Source organism: Sphingomonas trueperi (genome assembly GCF_040545965.1).
GTDB classification, from domain to species: Bacteria; Pseudomonadota; Alphaproteobacteria; order Sphingomonadales; family Sphingomonadaceae; genus Sphingomonas; species Sphingomonas trueperi_C.
Window position 1 is genome coordinate 388150 of record NZ_JBEPMV010000004.1, and the last position, 13949, is coordinate 402098.

The 13949-nt window shown below is 67.4% G+C and carries 10 protein-coding genes; 6 read left to right on the forward strand and 4 right to left on the reverse strand.

Annotated elements, in window-relative coordinates; genetic code table 11:
• Position 1: 1 nt before the first annotated feature.
• Both ABIC35_RS13320 and ABIC35_RS13325 read right to left on the reverse strand, forming a co-directional pair.
• Complete coding sequence (locus ABIC35_RS13320) at positions 2-1921, reverse strand: DNA polymerase Y family protein (protein WP_354278480.1); 1920 nt, start codon at positions 1919-1921, stop codon at positions 2-4.
• 145 nt (positions 1922-2066) lie between these two features.
• Positions 2067-2780, reverse strand: coding sequence for an ImuA family protein (locus ABIC35_RS13325; RefSeq protein ID WP_121072526.1), 714 nt, complete (start codon positions 2778-2780; stop codon positions 2067-2069).
• Positions 2781-3025: 245 nt separating this feature from the next.
• On the opposite strand from ABIC35_RS13325, the gene ABIC35_RS13330 reads away from it, so the two are divergent.
• From ABIC35_RS13330 to rarD, 5 genes are read left to right on the forward strand one after another with little or no spacing between them, the layout of a single operon-like run.
• Complete coding sequence (locus ABIC35_RS13330; protein WP_121072528.1) at positions 3026-4297, forward strand: 3-methyl-2-oxobutanoate dehydrogenase (2-methylpropanoyl-transferring) subunit alpha; 1272 nt, start codon at positions 3026-3028, stop codon at positions 4295-4297.
• A gap of 11 nt (positions 4298-4308) precedes the next feature.
• Positions 4309-5313 (forward strand): alpha-ketoacid dehydrogenase subunit beta, encoded by a 1005-nt coding sequence (locus ABIC35_RS13335; protein WP_019370888.1) that lies wholly within the window; start codon positions 4309-4311, stop codon positions 5311-5313.
• A 5-nt stretch (positions 5314-5318) separates the two neighbouring features.
• Entirely contained in the window at positions 5319-6638 is a 1320-nt protein-coding gene (locus ABIC35_RS13340) for a dihydrolipoamide acetyltransferase family protein (RefSeq protein ID WP_121072530.1), read from the forward strand.
• Positions 6639-6640: 2 nt separating this feature from the next.
• Complete coding sequence (locus tag ABIC35_RS13345; RefSeq protein WP_121072531.1) at positions 6641-6940, forward strand: YciI-like protein; 300 nt, start codon at positions 6641-6643, stop codon at positions 6938-6940.
• A gap of 48 nt (positions 6941-6988) precedes the next feature.
• The gene (rarD, locus tag ABIC35_RS13350; protein WP_121078999.1) at positions 6989-7882 is read left to right on the forward strand and encodes an EamA family transporter RarD; all 894 of its coding nucleotides are present in this window, start codon (positions 6989-6991) and stop codon (positions 7880-7882) included.
• A 181-nt stretch (positions 7883-8063) separates the two neighbouring features.
• Here rarD and ABIC35_RS13355 read toward each other — a convergent pair whose 3' ends face one another.
• Positions 8064-9281, reverse strand: coding sequence for an argininosuccinate synthase (locus ABIC35_RS13355; protein ID WP_121072533.1), 1218 nt, complete (start codon positions 9279-9281; stop codon positions 8064-8066).
• Positions 9282-9579: 298 nt separating this feature from the next.
• Here ABIC35_RS13355 and ABIC35_RS13360 point away from each other — a divergent pair, with 298 nt between their 5' ends.
• Positions 9580-12660, forward strand: a complete 3081-nt coding sequence (locus ABIC35_RS13360; RefSeq protein ID WP_121072535.1) for a TonB-dependent receptor — start codon at positions 9580-9582, stop codon at positions 12658-12660.
• A 22-nt stretch (positions 12661-12682) separates the two neighbouring features.
• On the opposite strand, the gene ABIC35_RS13365 is transcribed toward ABIC35_RS13360, so the two are convergent.
• Complete coding sequence (locus ABIC35_RS13365) at positions 12683-13915, reverse strand: class I SAM-dependent methyltransferase (RefSeq protein WP_121072537.1); 1233 nt, start codon at positions 13913-13915, stop codon at positions 12683-12685.
• Between the last annotated feature and the right edge of the window lie 34 nt (positions 13916-13949).

Below are 13949 nucleotides of genomic sequence, written 5' to 3' on the forward strand. Positions count from 1 at the left end.
GTCACCCGAACAGGCCGTGGAGGTACCAGCTGAGATCGCCGGTCACTTGGCGCTCGCCGTCCCCCTGGCGGAACAGCCAGTAGCGGCGGCCGCGCTCGTCCTCGACGCGGAAATAGTCGCGGGTGGCATGGGTTTCCGCCGCGCGCTTCCACCATTCGCCATGGATGCGCTCGGGGCCATCGGCGCGGATCACCTCGTGCCGCTCACCCCGCCAGGTGAAGCGGCGCGGCGGCTGGTCGGGGAGGGCCGCGACGACATGGTCGAGCCGCTCGGGCCGGCGCAGCAGGCGGATCGGGCGCGGCCAGTCGGGGTGCCAAGGCGGCAGCGGCGCATTGCGATCGAGTTGGCGGACATCGTCGGCCTTCATCGGCGCGGCCTCGCGCTCGGGCGGGTCGAGCGGCGGAAGGGCGGCTGCCGAGCGTTCGGGCACGTCGCTTTCCACCGGCCGCATCCGCCATAGCCGCGCCATGCCGATGCGGGTCGCCAGCGTGTCGATCAGCGGGGCGAGGTCGGGCACCGTCTCGGCATCGAGCCGCTCGTCGACCGGCAGCGCGCCCAGCGGTTCGCTGCGCAGCAAATGCAGCGTCATCGCGTCGAGGCCATAGCCGGGCTCGATCTGGTCGATCCGGCGGGCGAGCAGGCGGAGCAGATGCGCCGGATCGCGGCTGGCGCGGGCAAGACCGATGCCGATCCGCTGCGGCACCCCATCGACCCGGTCCGCAACCAGCCCGATGCGGCGCGCGCCCTGCCCCGCTTCGGCCAGCGCTTCGGCGAGGCGGTGGACAAGGTCGCCCAGCCAGTGGGCAATCGCCTCGGGGGTGGCGATCGGCTCGGCAAAGCGCTGGGTGACGGCGATCGGCTCGGGCGGGGTGACCGGGGTGACCGGCTCCGGGATACGGCCCAGCGCCTGGTCGAGCCGTGCGGCGATGACCGTGCCGAAACGGCGGACCAAGGGCGCACGGGGAAGCGCGGCGAGCTGGCCGATGCTGTCGACGCCGAGGCGGTGGAGCAGGTCGATCGCGTCGCCTTCCAGCCGCAGCGCCTCGACGGGCAGCGGGGCGAGCCACGCGCCATGCTCGCCGGACGGGCAGCGGAGCAGCGTCTCGGGCCGGAAGCGTGCGAACGCCCAGGCGGCACCGGGCGTGTCTGCCACGGCGATCCTGGCGGCGAAGCCCAGCCGGGCGAGCAGCGCGTACAGCCGGCGCAGCATTCGGGCTTCGCCGCCATGGAGATGGGCGACGCCGGTCAGGTCGAGGAACAGCAGGTCCTCGCCGGCGAGGGTGACGCTCGGCGACCAACGCCGCGCGAGGCTGTGCGCCAGCCGCTCAAGATCGGCGCGGTCGCCCTGTGGGTCGGCGGGGTCGACGCGGAGCTCGGGCACCAGCGCGCGCGCCTGGGTGAGCGCCATGCCGATGCGGATGCCCGCAGTCATCGCTGCGGGGCAGACGGCGGCGACTTCGCTGCGGCTGCCGGTGCGGCGGGAGAGTACGCGGGGCGTATCCTCCCTCCCCTCGTCATCCCGGCGAAAGCCGGGATCCATTGCCTTCTCTGCTGGGGAAGAAACCGAGCCTGCCAGGCGAATGAATCCCGGCTTTCGCCGGGATGACGGTTGAGGCGGCGGCGGGGGCGCAGCAACGGATAGCGCAGCCGTGCGTGCCGCCAGCGGCAGCCGCGCCACCCCGCCCACCATCGCGCCGCCCTCGTCGGGCCGCATCCGCTTGAAGGCGTGGTCCGCCGCCTCGCTGCGCCGACCGAGCTCGCGCATCGGCGGCCGCTGGTGCGGCGGGAGTGCGGCAATGGCGGCGTCGCGTGCCGCCCGTGCCCAGCGCGCGCCCGGCCGCCAGCCACCGCCCCGCTGGACGGAGCAGGCGGCTTCCTGTTCGGCGGCGGCGAGCGCCTGTGCCTGAGCGAGCCCTTCCAAGTCTGCGCTCCCCTTCCGCTTGCGGGAGGGGTTGGGGGAGGGGCTGATGGCAGCCGCGTACGCCTTCTCTACGCCAGCCCCTCCCGCAAGCGGAAGGGGAACGAGAGCTACAGCGTCGTTCGCATATACGTTCTGGTGCGCCCGCTCAGGCGGCGGCAGCGCGCGCCGCTCGGCCCGCCGCACGCGGTCGAGCGACCAGTGGGGCAGGAAGAGCGCAGCGACCCGTTGCATCGCAGGCCTCCACCAAGAGTTGGAACGATTCCCCCCCACGTTGCCGCGCCAGCGACAATTCCCAGCGTGGTCGGCCGACCCCCTCCACCGGCAGCGGCGCCGAGGGCGCGCAGCCGATCCGCCACCGCGTCACCGCGGCAGACGGCGCCCCCAGCGGGTCGCTCCCCTCGCGGGCATGGCGCTTGAGCAGCAGGGCGATCGTGCGCCCCCCCTCGGCCACCAGCTGCAGCCGCCGCGTGGCGGGCATGGCGAGCCGCTTCACCTCGCCGATCACCGCGCCAAGCCCGCGATGGCGCAACCCCTCCTCCATGATCGCGAGCAGTTCGTCGTCGTCGCGCGCCTCGGCATAGATCACCCGCTTGGGATCGAGCCCGACCTGTGCCAGGCCCGGCGCGAACAGATCACGCCGCCGCACCACCCACAGCACGGGGCCCCAGCAGCGCGCGGCGATTCCGCCGATAAAGGTCGTGGCGGCGCAATCGTCGGTCAGGTCGGGCGTGGCCCCCGCAATCTCGTGCAGCGCATCGAGCCGAAGCCCCCCGTCGGCTAGCTTCGAATCGAGCCGCTCCAGCCCGAACGGCAGCACCGGACGCCGACGGAACCCGGTGCCGTCGAGTGCGCTGAGCATTGCGCGCAACTGGTCGAGAGTGGCAGGATCGGGCACGGCGACTCGCTCGGGGTTGATATCAGGTCCGACTCGTTCGTTCCTATTTTGTTCTAATCGGAGCGCGAGTCAATCGGGCTAGGTGTCCCAAATTTTTAGGCCAGCCCTGCTGCCCCATCTCGACAGGCCCGTTGAAATTTTATAACAAGCGCGTGAAATCGAGTTCCGTGCGTTGTCCGTGGCGACACGGCCGAATTTATGGAGAGACCATGACGGTGGACGCCCCGCGCGCCAACCTACCGCCGCTATCGCTGCATGTGCCCGAGCCGCGCTTTCGCCCCGGCGACGAGGCCGATTTTAGCGATCTTGTCGTGCCCCCCGCCGGCGCCGCGCGCCGCCCCGATACCGCCGAGCCGGCCGATCGATTCCACGAACTCGCCTATGGCCTGGTCCGCGTCCTCGATGACGAAGGCAACGCCGTCGGCCCCTGGGATCCGCGGCTCGATGCGGAGGCCAAGCGCCGGATGCTGCGCAGCATGGCGCTCACCCGCGCGTTCGACGAACGCATGTTCCGCGCCCAGCGCCAGGGCAAGACCAGCTTCTACATGAAGTCGACCGGCGAGGAGGCGGTATCGGTCTCGGCTGCGCTGGCGATGGCCGGCGACGACATGTGTTTCCCCAGCTATCGCCAGCAGGGCATCCTGATCACCCGCGGCTATCCGCTGGTCGAGATGATGAACCAGATCTACTCCAACCGGAGCGATCCGCTGCAGGGCCGGCAGCTGCCGATCATGTATTCGTCGAAGGAGACCGGCTTCTTCTCGATCTCCGGCAACCTCGCCACCCAATACCCCCAGGCGGTGGGCTGGGCGATGGCGAGCGCAGCGCGCGGCGACACCCGCATCGCCGCCACCTGGTGCGGCGAGGGCTCGACCGCGGAAGGCGACTTCCACTCGGCGCTGACCTTCGCGACCGTCTACCGTGCGCCGGTGATCTTCAACGTCGTCAACAACCAGTGGGCGATCTCGAGCTTCTCGGGGTTTGCCGGCGCCGAGGCGACCACCTTCGCGGCGCGCGCAATCGGCTATGGCATCGCCGGGCTGCGGGTCGACGGCAATGACGCGCTGGCGGTCTATGCCGCCACGGAGTGGGCCGCCGAGCGCGCGCGCACCAACCAGGGCCCGACGCTGATCGAGCATTTCACCTATCGCGCCGAGGGCCACTCCACCTCGGACGATCCCAGCGCCTATCGCTCCTCGGGCGAGCCCAATGCCTGGCCGCTCGGCGATCCGATCCGGCGCCTCAAGGACCATCTGATCGGTCTCGGCGAATGGGACGAGGAACGCCAGGCGGCGATGGACCTCGAACTCGCCGAGACGGTGAAGCGCGCGCAGAAGGAAGCCGAGAAGAACGGCATCCTCGGCCATGGCATGCACCAGCCGTTCGAGACCATGTTCGAGGGCGTGTTCGAGGAAATGCCCTGGCACCTGAAGGAACAGAGCGACCAGATGATCGCCGAGCGCAAGGCGGCCGGCATATGACCGCGCCCCGGATGAACATGATCCAGGCGATCAACTCCGCCATGGACGTGATGATGGAGCGCGACGACCAGGTCGTCGTGATGGGAGAGGATGTCGGCTATTTCGGCGGCGTGTTCCGCGCGACCGCCGGGCTCCAGGCCAAATATGGCAAGACCCGCGCCTTCGACACGCCGATCACCGAGATCGGCATCATCGGCGTGGCGATCGGCATGGGCGCCTATGGCCTGCGCCCCGTGCCCGAGATCCAGTTCGCCGATTACATCTACCCGGCGCTCGACCAGTTGGTCTCCGAGGCGGCGCGGCTGCGCTATCGCTCGAACGGCGACTTCACCGCGCCGATCACGGTGCGCTCGCCCTATGGCGGCGGCATCTTCGGCGGGCAGACGCACAGCCAGTCGCCCGAGGGCATCTTCACCCATGTCTCGGGCATCAAGACGGTGATCCCGTCGACGCCCTATGACGCCAAGGGCCTGCTGATCGCCGCGATCGAGGATAACGACCCTGTCCTCTTCCTCGAGCCCAAGCGCATCTATAACGGCCCGTTCGACGGCCACTACGATCGCCCGGCCAAGAACTGGACCGCGCATCCCGCGAGCGAAGTGCCCGAGGGCTATTACCGCGTCGAACTCGGCAAGGCCGCCACGGTCCGCGAGGGCGAGGCGGTGACGATTCTCTGCTACGGCACGATGGTCCATGTGGTTGCCGCGACGATCGAGGAGCTGGGCGTCGATGCCGAGATCCTCGATCTGCGCACGCTGGTGCCGCTCGACATCGAGGCGATCGAGGCTTCGGTCAAGAAGACCGGCCGCTGCATGATCGTCCATGAGGCGACGCGCACCTCCGGCTTCGGTGCGGAATTGTCGGCGCTGGTGCAGGAGCGCTGCTTCTACCATCTCGAAGCGCCGATCGCCCGCGTCACCGGCTTCGACACGCCTTATCCCCACAGCCTCGAATGGGCCTATTTCCCGGGTCCGGTGCGGATCCGCGAGGCGCTCAACAAACTCCTCAAGGACTGACGCCCATGGCTCGTTTTACCTTTCGTCTGCCGGACATCGGCGAAGGCATTGCCGAGGCCGAGATCGTCGCCTGGCACGTGAAGATCGGCGACCGCGTCGAGGAAGACCAGCAGGTCGCCGACATGATGACCGACAAGGCCACGGTGGAGATGGAATCGCCCGTCTCCGGCGTGGTGGTCGAGCTTGCCGGCGAGGTGGGTGACCAGGTGCCGATCGGCTCGGCGCTGATGGTGATCGAGGTTGAGGGCGAGGCTGCGGCCGAGGCGGAGACCCCCGTCGAGGAGCAGGTGGAGGCCGAGAATCCTGGGGTCGAAGAAGCGACGGACGTCGAGCCCAGCGCTCCCCTCCCGCCTGCGGGAGGGGCCGGGGGTGGGCCCTCGCTCTCCACCAGCGATGCACCTGTGGATGCCGGGGGCCCACCCCCCAGCCCCCTCCCGCACGCGGGAGGGGGAGCGCAGGAGACCAAAGTCCTCGCCTCCCCCGCCGTGCGCGCCCGCGCGGCGGACCTCGGCATCGACCTCGCGCAGGTAAAGCCCGCCGAGGGCGACCGCCTCCGCCATGCCGATCTCGATGCGTTCCTCCGCTATGGCAGCGCGCAGGGCTATCACGCCCCCAACGCCAGCCGCGCCCGCGAGGATCAGCCGGTGAAGGTGATCGGCATGCGCCGCCGCATCGCCGAGAACATGGCCGCGTCCAAGCGCGCCATCCCCCACTTCACCTATGTCGACGAGATCGACGTCACCGCGCTGGAAGCGATGCGCGGCGACCTCAACGACAACCGTGGCCAGCGCCCCAAGCTGACCATGCTGCCGTTGCTGATCGTGGCGCTGTGCCGCACCCTGCCCGACTTCCCGATGCTCAACGCTCGCTATGACGACGAGGCTGGCGTGGTCACCCGCCATGGCCGCGTCCATCTCGGCATGGCGACGCAGACCGATGCCGGGCTGATGGTGCCGGTGATCCGCGATGCACAGGACAAGAATGTCTGGCAGCTGGCGAGCGAGATCACCCGCCTCGCCGACGCTGCGCGCACCGGCAAGGCGACCTCGCAGGAGCTGAGCGGCTCGACGCTCACCGTCACCTCGCTCGGCCCGCTCGGCGGCATCGCAACGACGCCGGTGATCAACCGGCCGGAAGTGGCGATCATCGGCCCGAACAAGATCGTCGAGCGCCCGGTGTTCCACGGCGACGACATCATCCGCGCCAAGCTGATGAACCTGTCGATCAGCTGCGACCACCGCGTGGTCGACGGCTGGGATGCAGCGAGCTTCGTCCAGGCGGTGAAGAAGCTGCTCGAGACCCCGGTCCTGCTGTTCGCCGACTGAGCATGGCGCACGTCCTGCTCCGCTACACCCTGGCGCCCGACTATCTGGCGCGCCGGGGTGCGCTCCGGTACGCGCATCTCGCGCTTGCCTGGGCGGCGGCGGATGCGGGCACGCTGTTGCTCGGCGGGGCGGTGGGCGACCCGCCGGAGAGCGCGCTGCTGCTGTTCGGCGATGCGGATGCGGCGCGGGCCTTTGCCGAGCAGGATCCCTATGTGACCGGGGGTATCGTCACGCACTGGGATGTCGTTCCCTGGACCACCGTCGTCGGCGCCGAGGCGGCGACCCCGATTCGCCCCGCCTGACCTCCGCCGCGTGTTGCGTTGCACCGCAACACGGCGCAACAGGGCGACATGTCCAACGCTCAAGGCGCCGATCGCGCCGGCCTTTTCCTCGGCATCGCCGCGTACAGCCTGTGGGGTGTGCTGCCCCTTTATCTGCACCTGCTGCAATCGGTGCCTGCGCTGCAGGTGCTCTCGCACCGCGTGCTCTGGTCGCTGCTGCTCCTCGCGGTGATCGTGGTGGCGCTGCGCCGGGTGCGGAGCATCGTCGCCGCTGCCCGGGGGCGAACCTTGCTGCTTCTCGTCGGCAGCGCGGCGCTGATCGCGATCAACTGGCTGGTTTATATCTGGTCGGTCCAGAACAACCATGTGCTCGACGCCAGCCTCGGCTATTTCATCAACCCGCTGGTCAATGTCGCGCTGGGCATGCTGGTGCTCGGCGAACGGCTGCGGCGCTGGCAGGGCGTGGCGATCGGGCTGGCGGCGCTCGGCGTGCTGCTGCTGACGCTGCATGGCGGCGGTGCCCTGTGGATCCCGCTCGCGCTGGCGCTGAGCTTCGGCGGCTATGGCCTGCTGCGCAAGGTCGCGGCGATCGATGCGCTCGGCGGACTGACCGTGGAGACGTTGCTGCTGGGGCCGCCTGCCTTGGCGGTGCTGCTCTGGGCGCAGCATAGCGGCACTGCGGCGTTCGGCGGATCGATGCGGATCGACCTGCTGCTGATCGCCGCTGGGGTGGTCACCGCGACGCCGCTGCTGCTGTTCGCCGCGGCCGCCAAGCGGCTGCCTTACGCGACCATGGGGCTGCTCCAGTACATCGCACCGACGCTGCAATTCCTGGAGGCGGTCGTGATATTCGGCGAGCAGGTGCTGCCGGTGCACCTCGCCACCTTTGCGCTGATCTGGTCCGGCTGCGCGCTCTACGCTTGGGACAGCCTGCGCGCCTATCGGGCGGCGTCCCGCACCTAAGCGTTTCCTCCCTCGGGCGCAGCCCGGGGGGGGGACCGCCGCCGAAGGCGGTGGTGGAGGGGGATCCCCTCGCACTTACAAAAAAAAGGACGCCGCATCCGCGGCGCCCCCTCCACCACGCCGCTGGCGCGGCGCGGTCCCCCTCCCCCGGCTGCGCCGGGAGAGGAAACGGCGGTAGCAATTACCCCTCGCGGCGGCCGAGCAGGCGCAGGCGGAGTGCGTTGAGCTTGATGAAGCCCGCCGCGTCGCGCTGGTCATACGCGCCCTGGTCGTCCTCGAACGTCACCACCTTCTCGCTGTACAGCGTGTACGGCGACTTGCGGCCGGTGACGATCACGCTGCCCTTGTACAGCTTGAGCCGCACGGTGCCGGTGACCTTCTCCTGGCTATAGTCCACCGCGGCCTGCAGCATCTCGCGCTCGGGCGAGAACCAGAAGCCGTTGTAGATCAGCTCGGCATAGCGCGGGGCCAGCTCGTCCTTGAGGTGCGCGGCGCCGCGGTCGAGCGTGATCTGCTCGATGCCGCGATGGGCGAGGTGATAGATGGTGCCGCCCGGCGTCTCGTACATGCCGCGCGACTTCATGCCGACGAAGCGGTTCTCGACCAGGTCGAGCCGGCCGATGCCGTGCTTGCGGCCGAGCTCGTTGAGCGAGGTGAGCAGCGTCGCCGGCGACATCGCCTGGCCGTTGAGCGCAACGCCGTCGCCGCGCTCGAAATCGATCGTGATCGTCTCGGGCGTGTCGGGCGCGTCTTCCGGGTTCACCGTGCGCGAATAGACGTAGTCGGGCACTTCCTCCCACGGATCCTCGAGCACCTTGCCCTCGGACGAGGTGTGGAGAAGGTTCGCGTCGGTCGAGAAGGGCGATTCCCCGCGCTTGTCCTTGGTCACCGGGATCTGGTGCGATTCCGCGAACTCGATCAGCTTGGTGCGGCTGGTCAGGTCCCATTCGCGCCACGGCGCGATGACCTTGATGTCCGGATTCAGCGCATAATAGCCGAGCTCGAAGCGGACCTGGTCGTTGCCCTTGCCGGTGGCGCCGTGGCTCACCGCATCGGCGCCGACCATCTTGGCGATCTCGATCTGGCGCTTGGCGATCAGCGGCCGCGCGATCGAGGTGCCGAGCAGGTACAGCCCCTCGTAGAGCGCGTTGGCGCGCATCATCGGGAACACATAGTCCTTCACGAATTCCTCGCGCACATCCTCGATGAAGATGTGCTCGGGCTTCACGCCGGCCATCTCGGCCTTCTTGCGGGCAGGCTCCAGCTCCTCGCCCTGGCCGAGATCGGCGGTGAAAGTCACGACCTCGCAGTTATAGGTCTGCTGCAGCCATTTCAGGATCACGCTCGTGTCCAGGCCGCCCGAATAGGCGAGGACGACGCGATTGATCTTATCCGACATGGGGCAGGGACTCCGAAATGGGGAAACGCGCGCCCTGTACGGCCCGCGCGCCCGGGGTGCAACTCCGGCGGCGATTTGGCCATGCGGGTCACGAAGGATGCAGCCCGCCAAAGGCGGCATCCAAACCGAAAAGTTAACGATTCACGCGTTGCAGTGCAGCAATACACCCCTAAGCCGTTGCCCCCTAAAGAAAGTTTCCGTTTGACAAAAAGCAGCAATCTTCTGTTGTATACGATATCCGTATAACATTCGAACGCGGATCTTGCCCGGGGGTCGGGCCAAAAAGGGGTAGTCCATCATGAACAACGCTCGCCTGCGGCTCTGCCGCGGCCTCCTTCGTGCGTCCGTCGCAGGTGCGACGCTGGTGATCCTTCCACTCGTGCCGACACTGGTCCATGCGCAGGGCTATTCTACCGTCCGCGCCACCGGCCGCGTGGTCGATCCGGACGGCAAGCCGATCGTCGGGGCGACGGTGTCGGCCAAGTCCGAGGATCAGGGCTTCACCCGCACCGCAACGACCGACAAGGAAGGCAATTTCAGCCTGCCCGAGATGCAAACGGGGTCGTACAGCTTCACCATCACCGCGGCGGGCTATCCGGGATATGAGGAATCCGGCGTCCGGATCTCGGCCAACAATACCGGCAATATCTTCGCGCTCGCACCCGAAGGCAGCAGCAACGAGATCGTGGTGAAGAGCTCGCGCGTCGCCACCGCCGATTTCGACCGCACCACCACCGGCCTCGTCCTCGATTTGGCCGATGTGAGCCAACGCCTGCCGCTCGCGCGCAGCTTGCAGGCCGCGATCCAGCTGGCGCCGGGCGCCAGCGCGGGTTCGAGCGCCTTTTCCGGACAGACCTCGTTCAACGGCGGCGCCGTCTCGGAAAACGCGTTCTTCATCAACGGGCTGAACATCACCGACTTCCGCAAGGGGCTGTCACCGGTCGAAGTCCCCTACGACTTCTACAAGACGCTGGAAACCAAGACGGGCGGCTATTCGGCGGAGTTCGGCCGTTCGACCGGCGGCTTCATCAACGCCACCACCAAGTCCGGCAGCAACGAATTCCACGGCATGCTGCTGTACAACTGGAACCCCAATACGCTGCGGTCGAAGACGCGCGACACCATCTATTCGGACAACGGCAACGGCGAGGCCGATTCCAAGTCGCTCACCGCCACGCTCTCCGGCCCGATCTGGAAGGACCACCTGTTCTTCTTCGGCCTCTACCAGGCGCGCGACAACAACAGCATCAGCGCCGGCACCGAATATGACCTGAAGACCAAGACGAAGCAGGGCACCTCCCGCTCCTTCTACCATACCGGCTCACCCTTCTACGGCGCCAAGATCGACGGCTATATCAACGACCAGAACCACCTCGAATTCACCTATTTCAATACCAAGTCCGACAGCACCACCCAGACCTATGGCAGCACCTCGACGGTGCGGTTCGACCGGGATCATGGGATCGACGGTCCGTTCGCGGGCGCCTCGTACGGCAAGGCGGGGGGCAGCAACTATGTCGCCCGCTACACCAGCATCCTGACCAAGTGGCTGACCCTCTCTGCAGCCTATGGCCGCGGCGAGAACAACAGCAGCTATCGCAGCGTCAACGCCGATTCGAAGATCGTGCCGGGTGTGACGGACGCGCGCACCGATCCGAGCACGGCACTCACCATCCCCGGCGGCGGGGTGGGCATCAACAACGACGTCCGCAAATTCTACCGCGCCGACGCCGACGTGACGGTGCACCTGTTCGGCGACCACCACTTCAAGTTCGGCTATGATCGCGAGGATCTCGCCTCGGAGAACCGCGCGGTGGGCGCAGGCCTGGGCTATGGCTACACCATCTACCGCGCCAAGCAGGGCGACCAGTTCGGTCTGCCGATCGGCATCGACTATGTCCGCCAGACCTATTACTCGAACATCGGCAGCTTCACCTCGCGCAACGAGGCCTTCTACATCCAGGACGCGTGGGCCCTGTTCAACGAGCGGCTGAACCTCAGCCTCGGCCTGCGCGGCGACCGCTTCACCAACAACAATTCGGCGGGCGCGCGCTTCTATGAATCCGGCACGCAGTTCGGGCCGCGGCTCGGCTTCACCCTCGATCCGTTCGGGGCGCGGACCGACAAGGTCTATGGCAGCTTCTCCCGCATGTACCTGCCGGTCGCATCGAACACCAACATCCGCCTGACCGGCGGCGAGACCTATTACACCCGGACCAACCTGCTCGCCGGCATCGGCCCCGACGGCATCCCGCAGCTCGGTGCACCGGTCTCCTATGCCGGCGCGGCGGCCTGCCCGGACGACAAGGTGGTCAATTGCGACGTCACCGGATCGGGCCAGCCGGTCGCGGTCGGCGCGGCGGTGTCGCAGTCGCTCAAGCCGCAGTCGGAGGACGAATTCATCCTCGGCTACGAGAAGCGGATCGGCCGCTGGCGCTTCAACGTCTACGGCATGTACACCAAGCTCAACGAAGTGCTGGAAGACGCCGCGATCGACCGCGCGGTGAACAACTATTGCACTCAGAACGGCATCACCGGCTGCGACAAGATCTGGACCGGCTTCACCCAATATGTGCTGCTCAACCCGGGTCGCCCGATCACCGTCGAACTCGCCAAGCCGATCAACGGCGAGTCCAAGGTGCGCACCGTCACCTTCTCGGCAAAGGACCTGGGCTATCCCGAGGCGAAGCGTACCTACAAGGCAATCGTCTTCGAGGTGGGCCATGAGTTCGACGGCCGCTTCGAGCTCAACGGCTCTTACGTCCTGTCCTGGACCAAGGGCAATTACGAGGGCGGGGTGAAGACCGACAATGGCCAGAGCGATACCGGCCTGACGACGGACTTCGACCAGCCCGGCCTGACCAACGGCACCTATGGCTATTCGCCCAACGATCGCCGCCACGTGTTCAAGCTGTGGGGCTCCTATGCGCCGCTCGAGCATCTGACGATCGGCTTCAGCGCCTCGGCCACCTCGCCGCGCCATTACGGCTGTATCGGCCAGGTGCCCGCGTCGGTCGATCCCTATGCCCGTGCCTATGGTGCGGCGGGGCTCTACTGCCGCGTGCTGGCCAACGGGCAGATCGCCACCGACCCGAACACGCCGGCCGCCGATGCGCCGGTGAAGCTGATCCCGCGCGGATCGGTGTTCACCAGCGACTGGGTGTTCGGCAACGACCTGTCGCTCGCTTGGGAGACCGAGATCGGGAAGTCGAAGGTCAACCTCAACTTCACCGTCTTCAACGTGCTCAACCTGCACGCCAAGACCGACTTCAACGAGTATGGCACCGACGGCAACGGCGTCGCCAGCCCCTATTACCGGCAGGTGACCGGCTATCAGACGGCGCGGTCCGCCCGTCTGCAGGCCCGCTTCTCCTTCTGATGCGCGCCGCCGGCAGCCAAGATCACTGGCTGCCGGCGGTCAGCTTCGCTTCGGCTTCGGCCATATAGTCGCGGGTGAGCGGCAGCGCGGTGCGCGAGCGCGAGAATTGCAGCTGGTAGTTGACCAGGCCACCATTCATGAAGCTCACATAGGACCCCGCCAGATAATAGGTCCACATGCGGAAGAAGCGCTCGTCGTACAGCTCGACGATCGCATCGTGCGCGGCGACGGTACGGTCGTACCAGGCCTTGAGCGTGTGGCCATAGTGCATGCGCAGCACTTCCACGTCGGTGAGGAAGTAGCGGAGCCCTTCATAGCCCTGTGCGATCTCCGACAGTGCGGGGATGTAGCCGCCGGGGAAGATGTACTTGAGCGTGAACGCATCGGTATAGCCCGGCTCGCCCGCACGGCCGATGGTGTGGAGCAGCATCACGCCTTCCGGCGTCATCAGCTCGCGGCACTTGGTGAAGAAGGTGCGGTATTGCGGCGTGCCGACATGCTCGAACATGCCCACCGAGACGATGCGGTCGAACTGCCCCTGCAGCGCGCGATAGTCGATCAGCTCGAACTTCACCTTGTCGGCCACGCCGGCAGCTTCGGCGCGCTCCTGGGCGATCTTCAGCTGCTCTTCGGACAGGGTGATGCCCAGCACCTCGGCGCCGGTCTTGGCGTGGATGTAGAGCGCCATGCCGCCCCAGCCGCAGCCGATGTCGAGCACGCGCATGCCCGGCTCGATCGCCAGCTTGGCGACGATGTGCGCCTTCTTGTCGGCCTGGGCCTGCTCCAGGCTGTTGCCCGGATCGGTGTAATAGGCGCAGCTATATTGCCGATCGGCGTCGAGAAAGAGATCGTAGAGCCGCGCCGAAAGGTCGTAATGGTGCGCGACGTTCTGCTTCGACTTGCGCGCCATGTTGTAGCGGCCGAGCAGATGCGCGACCTTGCCCGCGGCCAGGCTGAGCTTCGACGGGCTGAGCGCCGCGTCGCTCTTTTCCCAGGCGTTGTTGGCCGTCACCAGGTTGAGCAGATCGAGGATGTCGCCGTGCTCGAGGTTCAGGCTGCCGTCCATATAGGTTTCGGCCGCACCCAGCGCGGGATCACGAACGATGCGGCCCTCGGCGCCCTTGGACAGTCGCATGGTGACCGGCTTGAGGCCCGGATCGGGGCTACCGAAGATGCGGGTGGTGCCGTCGGGTCGGATCAGGGTGAGCTCGCCGCGCTTCACGGCGCGGTCGAGGAAGCGGTCAATCAGGGCCATGTCGCTCCACTAGGCAGAGATTGTGTCGGGAATA